Source organism: Alicyclobacillus tolerans, from assembly GCF_900142255.1.
Lineage (GTDB): Bacteria > Bacillota > Bacilli > Alicyclobacillales > Alicyclobacillaceae > Alicyclobacillus_I > Alicyclobacillus_I tolerans.
This window is the reverse complement of record NZ_FRAF01000018.1, coordinates 49259-65873: the sequence shown is the minus strand read 5'-3', so window position 1 is coordinate 65873 and position 16615 is coordinate 49259. Positions and strand designations below refer to the sequence as shown.

Sequence of the window (16615 nt, the reverse complement as noted above, 5' to 3'; positions counted from 1 at the left end):
GGGTATTCGGATTTTGGGGTTGAAAAAGCTCAAAGTTCGCCTTTCTCTAATTTGTCAACCAAGGTTGAAATGTCAACACCATAGTTCTTAGTTTCTTGAATTGAGGACTCTGAAACATACATATCAAAGAATGCGTTTCTAGGCATCGTTTTTTCTACGCTCTCTGTCATAAAACCATGCTTATTATATTTGGGCCTTTTCTTCTTGTGCAAACCTTCACAAAACAGAATTTTTGCTCTGAGAGCCTCGAAAGAGTACCCGCGACCTAAGCGGTTCATGACCCGTATTAGACTGTTTAAGGATTCTGTATAAGCATTTGTAATTGGGTGCATGAAATAGGTAAATATTTCTTCATGCCAATTACTCACTGCGGTTAAAATGTCTTTAAAAGCATATTCAAGCGAGGGAGGTATCTGGTTTCGCCACTCATCATAAGCCTTCATTGCCTGTTCTTTGTTTTTAGCATCCCATATTTTGAAAAAGGATTCCTTCAAATGATATGCTGTTCCTAGTTGTTCAAAGTTCTTAATCCAAACTTCAAGAATGAGTTCTTCATTAGGCTTAAGTTCCGTTCTTCGCTTGAGAAGAATGAAACGGTCATGCATGAGCCCTCTGCGTTCTTTTGGCGATAGGCTTTCCCGCAATTGCTTTCGCACGGTCTCCATAGCTTGATTTGCCATCTTCACCACGTGAAACTTATCCACAATGACGATTGCTTGCGGTAACACAGTTTTTACAGCATCCTTATACGGTCGCCACATATCCATCGTAACGTATGTAATTCTGCCTTTATTTGGCAGGTTATGGAGATATTTCACCACAGTTTCTTTGTTCCGATTTGGTAAAATGTCGAGTATAGTTCTTTGACCGATATTTGTTAAAACACAGCGAGGTTTGATGATATGGATTTCATCGATTCCAAGCCAATTGGGAGTTTCAAAACAGACTGTTTGTTCTAAGTAGTTAATATAGTCACGAAAGATGTTGCGGATCGTTTTTTCGTCCAAGCCAACATCCTCCGATATGCTGACAAACGTCCGTTCCAGGCTTTGTTTCTCAATATATTTCACAAGTCTTTTGGTGGCGCTTCGCTTTTCATCGACAGTGTGATCCAGCGGCTCAAAGAAGGTTTGCTTGCAATCTCGGCATTGATACCGTTGGCGGTGAATCAGAAGTCCTACACGTTTACCATGAATGGGTAAATCCATGATTAGCTGTGCTCTTCGCCCATAACGATAGAGATTAGCAATACACCCACAATGAGGACAGGCATCTGGAGCAGCAACCGTTTCAAGTTCAATCTGAAAATCATGTTCTGTTTCTTTATGTGTCAATATCTTGAAATGTGGAAGATTAAGAATATCCATTTGAACTTATACCTCACGCTACGACTATTTAACCAGAATATCGGCCCAATCTTTTCGGTCCTTAAAGTCCAAACGGAATTCCTCCAGTGCGTTGCCAACCTTTTCAATGAGCAACAACCGTCCATCTTCACCAATCAAGCTAAGAATTTGCTCCATGAAGACATCGACATGAAGCAAATAAATGTTCTGCCCACTGGCGAATTCTCTTTGAGCCCTCTCGTAAACCTCTTGGCTTTCTACGATGGGTTCAGAACGAATCAGGAATAACAATTCCTCCACACGAGCTAACCGCGTTGTCGCAATCTTATCTTCAAGGAGTTGTAAAGTAACTGTCCGATCCTTTACTTCTACCGCCAAAACAGTTTTTCCGTCTTTACGACAATCAATGTCTGCTGGTCTTTCCCCTGATGCATCAGAAGCATTGACCACCGCACTTAACACTTCGTCATAAATCCCCCAGAACTCGCCAATCGTTCTGAATAACGCGACACAAACGGCTTGAAGTCTACCTCCACCCGTTTTTGGCTTTAAGAATTCCTGGAACATTGCCATAGAATGTTCTAGACTGATACGTTGCGGCATTGAATATGTAACGGTTTGTTCGTTCTGAATCTTTCTGATTTCCAACAAGACTTGTAGGAATATACGTTCGGAAAATGCTTTATCTCCGCGTTTTTGCACTTCATTGAGGACTGCGCAGAGCTGATCCCATCCGTCCTTGTCTTTTTGTGCATTCCGATGCTCAGAACTGACTTCGGGAACTCTGAGTGGATTATTCACATACGGTTCTGGAGATCCCCCTAGCGGCTTGCCTTGTTCTCTCTCAAAGGGAACAACCACCTTATGGCAAAGCGTGCGGGCATCAAAATGACCAACTACTGCACTTCTTTTCTGAAGACAGGTTGCGTTTACTTTTGGATTTACAACTTTCGCCAAGAGCTGTGTTGGTAAAACGTATCTATAACTTCGTGTGTTACTTCTCAGAAGACTCGATATTGCAGATGAGAATTCCTCATCAAAATTGGAGTCTAAATCTTTCTGCTGAATTGTTTCCCAAAAGTGAATCAGGGTATTTTTTGCCTCTTCGGTATTTACTATGATTTCCTCGCCCATCAGATCAACTCCATTGGCAACTCATAATTGATCCACAAAGTTTCTTGTCGTTCTTCTTTCACTGAATGGCATAGCCTGGGGTCCGCTTCAATACACGTCCAGTCACCATACAGTTCGTCCATTAACGAACAATGATAGCCAGAAATAGCCACTTTACCTTGCGCATTGTGTAGCGCTGCTGCAAGGTCTCTATGTTCCTCATCAGTCATTTCAAAACTGTATGCTTTACTGTCGCCACGGGATTCGTGCGGATAAGGAGGGTCACAATAAAACAGAGTATCTGGACTATCATAGGCATGTATAACGTCAATCGCAGGACGATGATCAATTTGAACGCGAATGAGCCGACCTGCAATTTCAACTAGGTCTTGTGGGCTTCCTAGCCAGCGAGAGACAGCTCCGCCCATACCACGTCTACTTGTATTCCTGCACGTTGCCCAACGTCCCGGTGAAGCTGTTTGTGCCAACCCTGTCCTTGCTTGTCTGGCACGAATGTAGAACCTTCTGGCACGCTCCAGATCGGACAAACCCTCAACCGGTTCACAAATAGCTTCCACGAATTCTTCCCGTGAGAAAGGCGTCAACCCGATGACTTCGATCAATTCATCTCTATGATCGCGTAATACGCGAAAAAAGTTAACAACCTCTCCGTCTAAATCATTGTAAGTTTCTACAGGAGAGGGGGCACGGTTAATTAGGACGGCAGCAGAACCTCCAAAGGGTTCACAATAATGGTTCGTAGAAGGCAACAGAGGGAGAAGCCAGGATAGGTGGCTATACTTGCCACCGTACCAACCAAAGGCAATTTTGTTCTTATTCTTAACTCGGGGACGTATACCTGCTTCCTCAAGCACTGCATTCAAAAACAATGATGATGTTTCTGCCATTTTTAGCACCCCTTTCACTAAGAATGTACTCTATTTAATTCTGTTTTTCAACAACAAAATCCGATTTTACAATCGAAGTATCAAAAGGCGCTTTCAACCCCAAAATCCGAATACCCCAAAACTTCAAGCAAGAGACATATTTTTATCGCTTTGGCAGTTGATACGCACGTTACCCACACTTCGTGAGGCTGCCTTGATGGGAGGGTTGCTATTTGCTGCTTTCAGTGCTTTTTGGACGACGCTCGTCTTTCGACTTAGCACATCGCCCTATCATTATGGGGCGGAAGTGGCCGGCTTTTTTGGGTTGCTCGGAGTAGCGGGTGCTTCCATTGCGCCTGTGGCTGGACGTCTGGCAGATCGTATGCCGGCTCGGAGAGTGGCATTTCTTGGAGCGCTTTGCACCCTCCTTTCCTTCCTGGTGTTTGCTGGATTGTCAGCGCATCTTTGGGGTTTAATCCTGGGAGTCATTTTGCTCGATCTCGGTGTGCAGGCAGCGCAAATTTCAAATCAAGCAAGAATTTATAGTTTGCGGCCAGACGCTCGCAATCGTTTGAATACAGTTTATATGACGAGTTATTTTATAGGAGGTGCACTTGGGTCTGCCATTGGGGCTGATATGTATGCTCACTTTCATTGGCTTGGCGTTGCTAGTGTAGGTTTCGTATGTTCCTTTGCAGCGGCATTAGCTGCTGCGAGACCTGTAAAACGTATGGTCAGCCAAAAGTAGAGAGTGAGTCCAATGATGCGCTATACTGTGGAAGTGTTAACGCTTCCATAATTCAAAACTGTCAGTAACCCTCATCGCAAGATCACGCATCCCGCCAGAAACATTGGGATACATACTAACTGCCTCGCATTGAGAAGTATTCACGTAGAGGTATCAACAAGAACAGGAGATGGTCAGTCTGAATCAACAGTTAAAGAAATACGCGGAATTGGTGATTCGAATTGGTGTCAATCTGCAACCAGGTGAGAATTTGGTGATTGGTTTTGCCAGTCGCCAAGTTTATCCAGAACATGTAGAGTTTGCACGTTGTTTGACGGAAGCGGCATATGATGCAGGTGCTAAGTTTGTTCATGTGGACTATGGTGATGAATGGTGGATGCGAGAGACTGTAAAGCGCGGTTCACTGGAAACTTTAGCAGAAAGAGCAAAGTGGCAAGCGCAATGGGTGCAAAAATTAGCGGACGAAGGCGCAGCTTTTATTGCCATACCGGCGTCCAATCCATATCTTTTTGACGGAATTGAACGTAGTCGGGTTGATACAGCCAGTAAGTCAATTGCGAATGCCTTCCGTTCTTTCAATGACCGACGTACCAATGATGAATATACTTGGTGTTTGGCCTCCGCTCCAATTCAACCATGGGCTGATGTAGTTTTTGCCGATCTACCTGCAGAGGAGCGAACAGAGGCTCTTTGGAAAGCGATTCTCAAAGCGGCACGTGCAGATGGTGAAAATCCAATTGAAGAATGGAAACAACATATTGTCAATTTGCAGAAACGTAGCCAGTGGTTGAATCAACTAAACATTGTGGAACTACATTATCGCGCTCCCGGAACAGATTTGACGATTGGTATGCCAGATGGTCACTATTGGACAGCGGCTGGGAAACCAAGTCAAGGCGGAGTGCACTTTGTAGCCAATATTCCAACGGAAGAAGTGTTTAGCGCACCACATCGCGATCGGGTCAATGGCACTGTGACAAGCACCATGCCACTTGTTCACAATGGTTCATTAATTGAGGGCATACGCATCCGTTTTGAGGCTGGTCGAATTGTCGAATATTCAGCTGAGAAAGGCGAGGATGCACTGCGTCATATTATTGAGGCTGATGAGGGAAGTCATTATCTGGGAGAAGTAGCTCTTGTTCCTGTTGATTCGCCTATATATCAAATGGGGCGACTTTTCTATAATACGTTGTTTGATGAAAATGCCTCCTGCCACTTGGCCATTGGTAAAGCCTATCCATTAATTGAAGGGGGCTATCAATTGCGTCGAGCCGATTGGAATGAGCACGGATTAAATGATAGTCTCATGCATGTGGATTTTATGATTGGATCGCCAGAAATGAATATTGATGTCAAAACCAAGACAGGTCAAATGATGCCCATTATGGTAAATGGAAAGTTTGTAAGTATGGAGTAAGGATTTCCAGGATTGCCACACACGGAAAGGAGTGGCTTAACTTGGCGAATATTGCTTTGCAGATGTATTCTTTGCGCGAGATGGCGGCGGAAGATTTTGTCGGAACGTTAAAGAAAGTATCTGAGATAGGCTATCATGGAGTGGAATTTGCAGGGTACGGAGGTCTAGGTGCTAGAGAACTTCGAAAAATTTTGTTCGATCTTCAACTTCAACCAGTATCCAGTCACGTTCCGTTCGATCAGTTAGAAAATCAAGTAGAAGAAGTTCTGGAATATGCTACTGAGTTGGGACTTTCATATATTGTCTGTCCATTTATAGCACCGGAGCTGCGTAGGAATATGCAGGATTATCAGCGATTGGCTGAGAAACTTGAACAAATAGCTCAAAAAGTGTCTCAGGAAGGTTTGCATTTTGCATACCACAACCATGACTTTGAATTTATAAAGATAGAAAATGAACAGCCCATACATGTACTGCTAGGGAAAGGCCATTCATCTCTAATTCAAGCAGAGTTAGATATTTATTGGATTGCGTATACTGGCGAAAATATAGCTTCTTATCTGCATAACTATACTGGACGCGCAGATCTATTGCATGTCAAGGATATGTCCAAAGAGGATAAACGGAAAAACGAAGTTGTGGGCAGTGGACGTCTAGATATTCCAGCAATACTTCATGCCGCTCAGACAGCTGGTGTGAAATGGTACATTGTTGAACAAGAAACCTATCAAGGACATCCAATGAGAGATTTGAAATCTAATTTTATCTATCTATCGCAACTCCTATCTGCACCTAGCCAATAAACAACAAAGCTTGCCATACTATTTCAAGGTATAGTGATAAAGTAGAGGCTCCCTGTAACAAGAAATAAAGAAAGCGTGAATCTAGCTTTCTTTATTTTTCGGGGAGCCTCAAAATGGATATTTCTATTTGACAATCTTTTTACGATATACGCGCCACTGTCAAGGTTAAAGATTTGCCATTAATATCCCATTCTTTTTGAAGATCTCCAGCGATAGGTTCTGTCACTAATTCCTTCATGAGAACAGTCGATTGAATGTGTGGAAGATGTTTGCGCAGAATCGACATAATCTCACTATCTCCTTCTGCGAAAAACTTAACCCATTCCGTTACCTCGTAATTTACTTCTTTTCGCATCATTTGCATTTTGGAAATCAACTCGCGTACATAACCTTCCTCAATCAGTGCAGGAGTCAATTCTGTATTCAAACCTACAAATCCCTGTCCGACATGGGTCATAACGCCTGTAAAACAGGGCTTGTAACGAATATCTCCATGTTCACGCGTAATCGTTTCACCAGCTAAATCAACAACTCCACGTTGGGCAAATTCATGAATCTGGTCGATACTCGCGGTTTTGGCAGCTGTGTTAATCAAAGGAACCTTGCTGCCAAACGATTTTCCAAGAGCTTTTAAGTCTAGGTAGATCTCTGCTTCAGCAACTTCGTTAAGAGTAGTGTAGACAAGCTGCTTGACATTCAGTTCGTCCTTCAAAATCTCTTCGTATGCTTGCAGGGTATCTTTCCAGTCTAAAGTGACGTAGAGCGTTTCCAGTGGTTGACGAGTTTTGCACTTACTTTCATTGCGCAATAGTCGTCCTGCTTCAACCACTCGCAGAACGAGTGACATCTCTTGAATCAATTGTTCATCAATAAGCGCTTCGTCCACAGCAGGAAAAGCGCAAAGATGCACACTGACAGGTATATCAACTCTTGTTCCGCCATCTCGTGTTACGTTTTGATAGATTTCTTCAGCGATAAAAGGTGTGTAAGGTGCAATCAGTTTGGAAAGCGTTGTAAGGGTCTCGGCAAGTGTTAGAAACGCAGCAATTTTATCTGATTCCATGCCAGATGCCCAAAAACGTTCACGATTGCGGCGAACATACCAAGTCGACACGTCATCGACAAAATTCTGCAGCGCTCTGGCTCCAGCAGTAGCATCATAGGAATCCAAGCTAGCATCCACCGTCCGAATCGTCTCGTGCAGACGTGCCATGAGCCAACGATCAAAGAGCGGGCGTTCCACTACGGGAATGTCGTAATCTGTCGGCGAGAACTGATCAATTGCAGCATACAGAGCGTAAAAAGCGTGTACGTTCTGCAGAATGTCAAGAAACTTTGCCTTGCTCTCAGCCACAGCTCGATGATAGAACAACTGTGAATTCCAAGGTTGCGTATTCGAGAGAAAGTAAAAGCGCAACGCATCTGCTCCATGCTGATCAAGTGCTTCAAACGGATCGATGACGTTACCTTTCGATTTAGACATTTTTTTCCCTTGCTCATCTAAAACATGACCCATCACAAGTACATTCTTATAGGGAGCTTCACCTGTAATCAGGGTGGAAATGGCAAGTAAAGAATAGAACCAGCCGCGTGTTTGATCGATGGCTTCGGAGATAAAATCGGCCGGATATTGTCTGGCAAACTGCTCTTCATTTTCAAATGGATAATGGTGCTGGGCAAACGGCATGCTTCCAGAGTCAAACCATACATCAATTACTTCAGGCACCCTTTCAAACGTACCGCCGCAGGTGCAAGCGAAAGTCAATTCGTCAATATAAGGTTTATGTAGTTCCTTAGGAAGTTGTCCTGTTTTCTCCAGCAGTTCTTTGCGCGATCCGATACATATCTCCTGATGGCAATGGTTGCATCGCCAAATGGGAAGCGGTGTTCCCCAGTAACGGTTGCGTGAAAGGTTCCAGTCCACCACGTTCTGCAGAAAATTACCCATGCGACCTGTTTTTACATGTTCGGGTATCCAGTTGACACGGTTGGAATTCTCCAGCAGCTTTTCACGGACGTCTGTCATACGAATAAACCAGCTGTCAATCGCGTAGTAAAGAAGCGGTGTGCCGCAACGCCAGCAGTGTGGGTAAGAGTGTTCAAACTTCTCTTTGCTGTATAGTAAACCTGCTTGGCTTAACTTGCGGACAATATCCACGTTGACTTCTTCATCTTTGACAAATCTGCCAGCAAAGTCAGTCACGTCATCTGTAAAACAACCAGTTTCATCTACAAAGTTGCAAAAGGCCATACCGTGTTCGCGACAAGCTTTGTAGTCATCTTCACCAAACGCGGGCGCTTGATGAACAATACCTGTGCCGGATTCATCTGTGACATGCATAGCCTGAATGACTTCGAATTTTTTTCCAGGAATGCGATTGACATATGGGAAGACAGGCGAGTAAGGAGTTCCTGCCAATTCACGACCAAGAGCTTTTGCTGTCACGCGGCCGTCATCGCCAAGAAACTTTTCCTGTAACGCGCTCGCCACCCAATACGCTTCTTTTTGTGAAGGTGAGAGAATACGCACATACTCGATATCTGGATGCACAGCCAGTGCAACGTGTGAAGGAAGCGTCCATGGTGTGGTAGTCCAGGCTAAGAAAGAAGTGACTATCCCTGGTTCACTGAGTGGGTGGTCATCGGGTAAGCGGAATTTGACCGTAACCGACAGGTCTTTCACGTTTTCGTAGCCTTGAGCAACTTCATGACTGGATAGAGTGGTCTCACAATGTGGGCAGTAAGGAGAGACGCGATGCCCTTGATAGAGATAACCACGTTCATAGATGGTTTTCAACAAATGCCAAACCGATTCAATGTACTCGTCTTTTAATGTCATATAAGGATTATCGAGATCGACCCAATATCCAAGTCTCTCCGTCATTTCCCGCCAGGTAGCTTCATATTGAAAAACACTCTCCCGGCAAGCTTGTATAAACTTTTCGACCCCAAAAGATTCAATCTGCTTTTTGCCGCTGATGCCGAATTTTTTTTCGATCTCGATTTCCACAGGTAGTCCATGAGTATCCCATCCTGCTTTGCGCATGACGTGATAACCTTTCATGGTACGGTAACGGGGATAGACGTCTTTAATGACGCGCGTCAAAACATGGCCCGGATGTGGCTTTCCGTTGGCAGTGGGAGGACCTTCGTAAAAGACGAACTCTGGGCCTCCTCGGCGTTCTTTCTCTGTACGCTGAAAAACGCTTTGCTCGTGCCAAAATTCCAGTACACGTTGCTCTCGAACGGAAGCTTGCTCTTTAGCGTTTACTTTTTTAGCCATAGATGGTTAATCACCCTTTTCTAAAGACAATTTTGAATCAAAAAAGCCCGTCCCGCGTAGGGACGAGCTACTAGGAACCCGCTGTACCACCCTGATTAGCCATGCACATCCGCTGACTGCGGGCACGACTCCATCGGCCGCTGGCAATAAGGCTGAAAGAGAAAAAACCTTGCGCAGCGCATCCAGATAACGGTGGAACACCGGTGTGATCTACAGCAGACAAAATGATACGGATTTTGCCTTTTCGACACACTTCTTGAAGGGGATATCGCGCAACCGGTGTATGGGCTTGCACCACCGCCCATTCTCTGCGACACTGGAGGAAGCGCAACGTGTCCTTCGCATTGAATGTTCATATGAAAATTGGACGAGTTGAGGTATTTTCTTATAAACTCATGGCGTTTGCGCCTTTTGTCGATGGCTGATTTTAGCATAAACCATTTGCGGTCTCAAGTAGCCATTTGTCTTCTTTACTATTCTTTTATGAAATGAGAGACCGGATGATTAAGAAAATGAGAGGTGCTCCAATTTGCAAAGCATCAGTGTGGTTGGACTTGGTTTTATTGGCCTGCCTTTGGCCATCAGTTTTTGCGAGAAAGGATTTCGTGTCTATGGAATCGAGGTAGACACTGCCAAGCTGGATTGGTTGAAGCGTGGCGTTTCCTATGTTCAAGAAGATGATCAAGGCATTCCGCTTGATAAGTACCTGCAAAAACATTTACAGCAAGAGACGTTTATTCCTACGGATCGTATGGAAGAAGCGGCTAAAGCTGTGGACACTTATGTGGTTACAGTCGGTGTTCCTGTTTCTGGTACAGGTGATATGGTATACGACTATTTGGACAGTGCGATGCAAAATATTGGATCTGTTCTTAAAAAAGGGGACTTTATTCTCCTGCGGCCCACTGTCGTTCCCGGAATGATTGAAGAACGGCTCATACCACAGCTTGAGCGGGTAAGTGGATTAAAAGCAGGTGCTGATTTTCATGTTGCCTACGCTGCAGAACGAGTAGCTGAAGGTCGGGCTATGGAAGAGTTTCGTACACTGGATGTTGTTGCTGGCGGTTTGACACCTGCTTGTACGGAACGTGCAGTGCAATTGCTCCAACAACTAACGTCTGGAACGGTACATGTTACCGACTTGCGTACGGCTCAATTGGCAAAGGTTGTTGAGAATGTGCAAAGAGATGTGAATTTAGCCATCATTAATGAATTGCGTCAAGTTGCTGAGGCTCATCATGTTGATATCTACGAATTGATACGCATGACGAATACGCATCCTCGAGTACAGCTTTTGATGCCAAGTGTGGGAGTGGGGGGATTTTGTATTCCCAATGCCTACTATTACTTGCGCGCATCTGTGGACAACCCACATATGATGCCTCTCTATGATACTGCGCGTCGCGTGAACAGTGATGTGCCCAATCAGTTGGTGAAAGATGCTGCTACCGCTCTTGCAGCTTCTGGACGTTCATTGCAGGGGGCGCCTGTAGCTATTCTCGGACTGGGTATGAAAGATGGTTCCAATGATACTCGACTCAGTCCACCTGTCGATTTGGCTAAAGTGTTCATAAGCAGTGGAGCCCATGTACGAGCTTACGATCCAACTATAGCCGAACACTCTTTTCCTTTTCAGGTCGAATCACCAGAAGTTTGTCTGGACGGAGCACAGGTCTTGGTCGTAGGTGCCTGGCAACCACCGTTTGAAGCCTTGCCCTGGCGGCAATTGCTTGAGAAAACCAATCGTCCCTATATCATCGATCCTCGACATCGACTCAAGGGGTATCTGAGCTAGAAACTTTTTGGAAACGTGATGGAGAAAGAGGTTGACTGCATGCCGCGTGTACTTGTGATTGCCCATCTATTTCCACCGATTGGCGGTATTGGTGTACAGCGGGCGCTCAAATTCACACAATATCTTTCCGAATATGGCTGGTCGCCCGTGGTACTGACGACCAGTGATTTTCATGTTGCAACCATGGATCCGTCTTTACTGGAAAAAGTGCCTGCGTCTGTCCCGGTCTATCGCACAGCAGATCGAATGGCTCGCTGGATGGCTAGAATTTCGCCAGTTTCAGCTCATGCTGCCAAAACGTCTGAGAATTTTTCGGCCAAGCCAACAAAGCGAAGTTTCAAACAGCGTCTTCTGCCCATGCTCAAGACCTTGCGCAATACTTTAGCTATTCCTGATGAACAATTGCTTTGGGCTATATCGGCTGCTTTCGCGGCTCGCCATGTGATTCGTAAAGAACAGATTGATTGTGTTTTCACAACTTCGGGACCCAATAGCGCCCATATAGCAGGATATTTGCTCAAACGGTGGCTGGGTATTCCCTGGGTGGCTGATTTTCGTGATCCCTGGACGGACAATATGCACTTTCCAGATGAGGGAGTTCGCGCTGTTGTGGAAAGGGCTCTGGAAAGGCGTGTTCTCAAAACTGCTGATGCGCTGATCACTGTGACGGATTCTTTTGCATCGCTCTTTAAACACAAGCATCCTTCCGTTCCAGGAAAAATTCATGTGATTCGCAATGGGGTCGATCCGGCAGATTTCCCCATTGTTACACCAGACCACCATACGTCTCATCAAACACTTGCTGGAGAACGTCCTTTTACTTTACTTTACGCAGGAATTCTTTATCCCAAGCGTTCTCCGGAAATTTTCTTGCGCGCTTTGCAAAGAGCAATCGCTTCAGGTGCAATTCAGAGAGAACAAATTCGCATAGAATTTGCTGGCGTTTTTGACTATCCAGCGCCCGTCAGCAATAGTCAACTGCTGAAAGAACTAGATCTTGAAGATGTAGTGCAGCCTCTGGGTTATCTGAGCCATGATGAAGTAGCCAAACGCATGCTGCAGGTTGACGGGTTGCTTTTGATTGGAGATGCAGACGAACGCGCGGGTATGTATATTCCCGGAAAGGTTTATGAATATCTTTACGCTCGAAAGCCGGTTTTTGCCTTGCTTCAACCAGGTGAGGCCGCCAAACTTCTGGAACAGTTTCAAGTGGGGGTTGTAGCTCCTGTAGAGGATGAAGAAAAAGTTTTTCAGGCGCTATGTGTTTATTGCAACGAATTTATCCAGAATTGGTCGGGAGGACCGAATGAACAGGATTTGCTGATTTTTAGCAGACAATATGAGGCGCAGTTGCTGGCTGATGTTTTGACGGAGACTCTCCAGCCTTGGTTGCTTGAACGCAACCGAAGCCAGTCTGCATGGGCAGTCCAATAAAGAGAATACGCATGGTTTGGGGTGATGAAGAATGCTCAATAGAAAAGCGGTTGTTGTTTTAAGTGGAGGATTAGACAGCACCACATGCCTTGGGATTGCTGCTGACGAAGGGTATAGTTTGTATACGTTGACATTTGATTATGGACAGCGTCACGCACGGGAATTAAGAGCTGCCGAGCAAGTAGCAGACTATTACCAGGTTGCAGATCGGCGGATTGTCAAACTGGATTTTCTTCGAAAGATTGGTAAGAGTGCATTGACCGATTTCCATTTGTCTGTTCCGAAGAACGTCCATGATGGAGAGGACATTCCAATCACTTATGTGCCTGGCCGAAATTTGCTTTTTCTTTCTCTGGCGGCTTCTTTCGCGGAGGCGATTGAAGCGCAAGCTATCTATATAGGTGTCAATGCCCTGGATTATAGTGGTTACCCTGATTGCCGTCCGCAATTTATTCAAGCTGTTCAAAAAGTGCTTGATGTTGGCACAAAAACTGCTGTGGAAGGTGCCCCCATCTCTCTTCAGACACCTTTGTTACATTTGACCAAGGCAGAAATCATTCGTTGGGGACATCGCTTAGGCGTGCCCTATCAATTGACGACCTCCTGTTACGAAGGCGCAGAGGAAGCTTGCGGAGAATGTGACAGTTGTCGGCTTCGTCTGCGCGGTTTCAAAGAAGCAGGTTTGGTCGATCCGATTCCATATCGCAGTCTTTGAATCTCAACATCAAGGAGTCGATTCTCTTGATGCAAATGGAAGATGGTATTACTGGCGTTGAAATTCGTGAATGAGCTTCCAAGCCTTTTCCACTTGAGCGCGTTTTTGTGCGTCAGCATTGATATATGCTTGAAGAAACTCCATAGCCTGTGGGTTCATGCGAGTAAATAAAATCATTCGCGCTTCTTCTCGAGAAAGTGTCAGTGTAGTGGTTCCAGCCTGAGTTGCCGCTATGGGCGCTGCTTTTACAGTTTGCGTTTTCTCCTGATGGGGTAGGCGGGTTCCCGTTTGGTTGTTGGTTTTGCTGTTGTTGAGTTCTTCAGGACTTACTTGCAGTGCTGAAGAAAGCTGCTGTAAAATTTGCTCATCTGGCTGTCTGCGGTTGGTTTCATACATAGCAATGGCACTTGTACTTACACCTGCTAGTTTAGCAAGTTGCGCCTGAGTCATGCCGCGTTCTTTACGTAGTTGGGCAATACGGTTTGTTGCTTTCACACGATCACCTCGCAAGGCGTATCTATCCAATCTAGAGTATAGGGTTTGTAAGAAGACGCTACAACTAGGGTGTTCATGATTTCGTGTACATGCCTATAGTTGGAGAAGTAACTATCTATTTTTGGTGGGCTTCCTTTTTGTTGCTATACTGAAGAAGAATGAGTTCTAAGGGAGGGAATTTGATGAAGATAACCTATCATGGTCAATCTACATTTATTATTGAAGCGGATGGGCACAGTGTAATTATCGATCCGTTTCTCAGTGGCAATCCCAAAGCACTTATCAAGCCTGACGATGTTAAAGTAGAAGCAGTTCTGCTCACTCATGGTCATGGTGATCATATTCTGGACGCAGAGCCGATTGCCCGCAAGAATAATGCAGTCATTATTGCTCCGAATGAACTGGCGGTATATTTCGCTGGCAAAGGTGGATTAAATGTACATCCTATGCATATTGGCGGTGCACATCAATTTGCTTTCGGCCGTGTTAAATTTACGCTCGCTTTCCACGGTTCGAGCATAGATGTCGGCAACGGGCAGACGATATATGGCGGTATGCCTTCGGGAATCCTTTTGACAATGGGCGGGAAAACGGTCTATCACGCTGGAGATACAGCTTTGTTTGGCGATATGAAATTGATTGGTGAATTGAACTCTGTGGATGTAGCGTTACTTCCAATTGGTGATAACTTTACCATGGGTCCGGAGGATGCCGCTATCGCAGCAGAATGGATTCATGCCAAAGTGACCGTTCCTATGCATTACAATACGTTTGATTTGATTGCTCAAGATCCGCATGCTTTTGTTCAGTTAGTTGAACGCAAAGGGCTGCGGGGACAAGTACTCGAATACGGTCAGTCTCTGGAAGTATAACCACAACTTATGTAAAGAATTTTGTTTCTGGATAAGCAGCATTCTTTCCATTTCATGAACAACGCAACCTGTCCCAAACTGGAGAACAGGTTGCGTTTATGTTCATTATAGCGGTTAGCAGGTCAGTGAGCGCGATCGGCCAATTTAACCATTAATTTTGCAATTGTTCTGCGCTCTTCATTGTCTCCTACGTCCCACAGTTCCTTCAGCAAACGTTCTTCTGGATTTTTCGGATCGACTTTATCAGCCAGAAATTCACCCATCTTGGCAGCTACATTAGCAATTTGGTCATCATTAAAGCCCATCGACTGAGCCTTGTCTACATGTTCACCAAGAAATTCCTTCCAACGGCCGAAGCTTTCCAACACACTATTGTTCATGCCTGGAATCATCCTTTCAAATTGAACTATTGTACTTTTTCAGCATTCCGCAACTGCAGGCAGGCTATGCATGGGAAAGGGAGGGACAACATATGTTGGAATAAAGGACAAGAAAAGAGGTGCAAAGTTTTCATGTGGAGAAAAACAACGAATGTTGTTAACGGCCGCCGTAAAGCCCTGTATTACGGTTGTGCCGCTATTGCTTTAGCAGCCTATGGATTGCCCAGAATCCCACGTCTGCAACATGGTTTACCGGGAACATTTTCTTTCTTGTGGATCGCAACCATTACACTGGTCCTTGCGGCCAATATATATTTTTTGGTAGGTGCGGACAAAGAAAGGAGTATGATGCTGGAAGTTAGACAAATATTACCTTCCCGTATCAAACAGCGAAAAGATATACAGGAATTACCTAAACGGGTGCGTTCAAGGGGATGAAAAACTATTTTTTTGGATTTCGCGATTCGTTTCTTAACATGTAAGATACGAAGACTCCGCCAAGTCCAATGCAGACCAGCATGGTTACAATCGGATCGAGCGCACCGCCTAAAATCTCCATCTGAGAACCTCCTCATGGGTTGCTGAACAAGTTTCAGCAACTTTTATTCTATCATAAAAGAGTTTTCGGAAAAGATAGGGAAGAGGAGATTTGTATAAAAATATGTACGAGTTTGAGACGATATTGTGAAATTGGGTGGCAAAACACGCTTAACTTCGGCATACTGAAGTATGTACAAAGCGACAGAACTTCATGAGGTGAATGCATGAAAAAAGTCTGGGACTGGATATGGCCGATTCTTGTAGGAGTTTTGGTGGCATGGGGGATTATGCATTGGGTGGTTTCCTTTGCAGTTGTACCTACAAGTTCTATGTATCCAACCATCCCCAATCCGTGTTACATTTTAGTTAACCATTTAGCCACGGAAACATCTCCTATACATGAAGGAGAAGTGATTGTTTTCAAATATCCGGATGATCCGTCCCAGATATTTGTGAAACGTGTCATTGGTCTTCCTGGTGAGACGGTGACGATTCATGGTGGGCATGTATACATTGACAACCATGAATTGGCCGAGCCCTATCTTCATGGTCTGTTGACGGAGGGTACATTCGGCCCTTACCATGTTCCTGCGGGACATTACTTTGTCATGGGAGATAATCGTCAAAATTCTTATGACAGTCGATATTGGACACCTTATAAATATGTTCCGCGAAGTTATATTCTTGGTGAAGCGGATGCTGTCATTTGGCCGCTTTCAAAGATGAAGCCAATTCCGCAATAATGAACTTAGGCAGTCAATCTTTGGCGCGCCTGATAGGTATG

General features: G+C 44.9%; 15 protein-coding genes. 9 read left to right on the top strand and 6 right to left on the bottom strand.

The genetic code is table 11. The features are described from left to right. Positions 1 to 29: 29 nt before the first annotated feature. From BUA75_RS10800 to BUA75_RS10790, 3 genes are read right to left on the bottom strand one after another with little or no spacing between them, the layout of a single operon-like run. Positions 30 to 1367 (bottom strand): ISL3 family transposase, encoded by a 1338-nt coding sequence (locus BUA75_RS10800; protein WP_072874616.1) that lies wholly within the window; start codon positions 1365 to 1367, stop codon positions 30 to 32. Positions 1368 to 1391: 24 nt separating this feature from the next. Further along, the gene (locus BUA75_RS10795) at positions 1392 to 2480 is read right to left on the bottom strand and encodes a restriction endonuclease, SacI family (protein ID WP_072874615.1); all 1089 of its coding nucleotides are present in this window, start codon (positions 2478 to 2480) and stop codon (positions 1392 to 1394) included. Next, positions 2480 to 3367 (bottom strand): DNA adenine methylase, encoded by an 888-nt coding sequence (locus tag BUA75_RS10790; RefSeq protein WP_083574290.1) that lies wholly within the window; start codon positions 3365 to 3367, stop codon positions 2480 to 2482. Before BUA75_RS10790 ends, BUA75_RS10795 begins: the two co-directional genes overlap by 1 nt. Positions 3368 to 3563: 196 nt before the next feature. On the opposite strand from BUA75_RS10790, the gene BUA75_RS10785 reads away from it, so the two are divergent. The 3 genes from BUA75_RS10785 (at position 3564) to BUA75_RS10775 (ending at position 6317) form a co-directional block, all read left to right on the top strand. Then, entirely contained in the window at positions 3564 to 4094 is a 531-nt protein-coding gene (locus tag BUA75_RS10785; RefSeq protein ID WP_072874614.1) for an MFS transporter, read from the top strand. 169 nt (positions 4095 to 4263) lie between these two features. After that, on the top strand, positions 4264 to 5514 hold the full coding sequence (locus BUA75_RS10780; RefSeq protein WP_072874613.1) for an aminopeptidase: 1251 nt from the start codon (positions 4264 to 4266) through the stop codon (positions 5512 to 5514). A 41-nt stretch (positions 5515 to 5555) separates the two neighbouring features. Continuing rightward, positions 5556 to 6317: a sugar phosphate isomerase/epimerase family protein gene (locus BUA75_RS10775; RefSeq protein ID WP_083574289.1), complete on the top strand. Its 762-nt coding sequence runs from the start codon at positions 5556 to 5558 to the stop codon at positions 6315 to 6317. Between the two features lie 139 nt (positions 6318 to 6456). Here BUA75_RS10775 and ileS read toward each other — a convergent pair whose 3' ends face one another. Continuing rightward, the gene (ileS, locus tag BUA75_RS10770; RefSeq protein ID WP_072874612.1) at positions 6457 to 9600 is read right to left on the bottom strand and encodes an isoleucine--tRNA ligase; all 3144 of its coding nucleotides are present in this window, start codon (positions 9598 to 9600) and stop codon (positions 6457 to 6459) included. Between the two features lie 529 nt (positions 9601 to 10129). On the opposite strand from ileS, the gene BUA75_RS10760 reads away from it, so the two are divergent. The 3 genes from BUA75_RS10760 to queC are packed head-to-tail and all read left to right on the top strand — an operon-like array spanning position 10130 to position 13544. Next, entirely contained in the window at positions 10130 to 11395 is a 1266-nt protein-coding gene (locus BUA75_RS10760) for a nucleotide sugar dehydrogenase (RefSeq protein ID WP_072874610.1), read from the top strand. A 39-nt stretch (positions 11396 to 11434) separates the two neighbouring features. Then, on the top strand, positions 11435 to 12829 hold the full coding sequence (locus BUA75_RS10755) for a glycosyltransferase family 4 protein (RefSeq protein ID WP_072874609.1): 1395 nt from the start codon (positions 11435 to 11437) through the stop codon (positions 12827 to 12829). Between the two features lie 31 nt (positions 12830 to 12860). After that, positions 12861 to 13544, top strand: coding sequence for a 7-cyano-7-deazaguanine synthase QueC (gene queC, locus BUA75_RS10750; RefSeq protein WP_072874608.1), 684 nt, complete (start codon positions 12861 to 12863; stop codon positions 13542 to 13544). Positions 13545 to 13592: 48 nt separating this feature from the next. Here the strand turns inward: queC and BUA75_RS10745 are convergent, their stop codons facing one another. Further along, positions 13593 to 14039 carry a helix-turn-helix domain-containing protein gene (locus BUA75_RS10745; RefSeq protein ID WP_242650304.1) on the bottom strand — a complete coding sequence of 149 codons (447 nt, stop codon included), beginning with the start codon at positions 14037 to 14039 and terminating at the stop codon, positions 13593 to 13595. Between the two features lie 182 nt (positions 14040 to 14221). Here BUA75_RS10745 and BUA75_RS10740 point away from each other — a divergent pair, with 182 nt between their 5' ends. Next, on the top strand, positions 14222 to 14911 hold the full coding sequence (locus BUA75_RS10740) for a metal-dependent hydrolase (RefSeq protein WP_072874606.1): 690 nt from the start codon (positions 14222 to 14224) through the stop codon (positions 14909 to 14911). A gap of 122 nt (positions 14912 to 15033) precedes the next feature. Here BUA75_RS10740 and BUA75_RS10735 read toward each other — a convergent pair whose 3' ends face one another. After that, positions 15034 to 15291, bottom strand: a complete 258-nt coding sequence (locus BUA75_RS10735) for a DUF3243 domain-containing protein (RefSeq protein ID WP_072874605.1) — start codon at positions 15289 to 15291, stop codon at positions 15034 to 15036. Between the two features lie 132 nt (positions 15292 to 15423). Between BUA75_RS10735 and BUA75_RS10730 the strand changes: the two genes are divergently transcribed. Together BUA75_RS10730 and lepB are read left to right on the top strand one after the other, a co-directional pair. Next, positions 15424 to 15729 carry a hypothetical protein gene (locus BUA75_RS10730; protein WP_072874604.1) on the top strand — a complete coding sequence of 102 codons (306 nt, stop codon included), beginning with the start codon at positions 15424 to 15426 and terminating at the stop codon, positions 15727 to 15729. Positions 15730 to 16055: 326 nt separating this feature from the next. After that, a complete protein-coding gene (lepB, locus tag BUA75_RS10725) occupies positions 16056 to 16574 on the top strand; it encodes a signal peptidase I (protein WP_072874603.1) in 519 nt (172 codons plus the stop codon). The last annotated feature ends 41 nt before the right edge of the window (positions 16575 to 16615 follow it).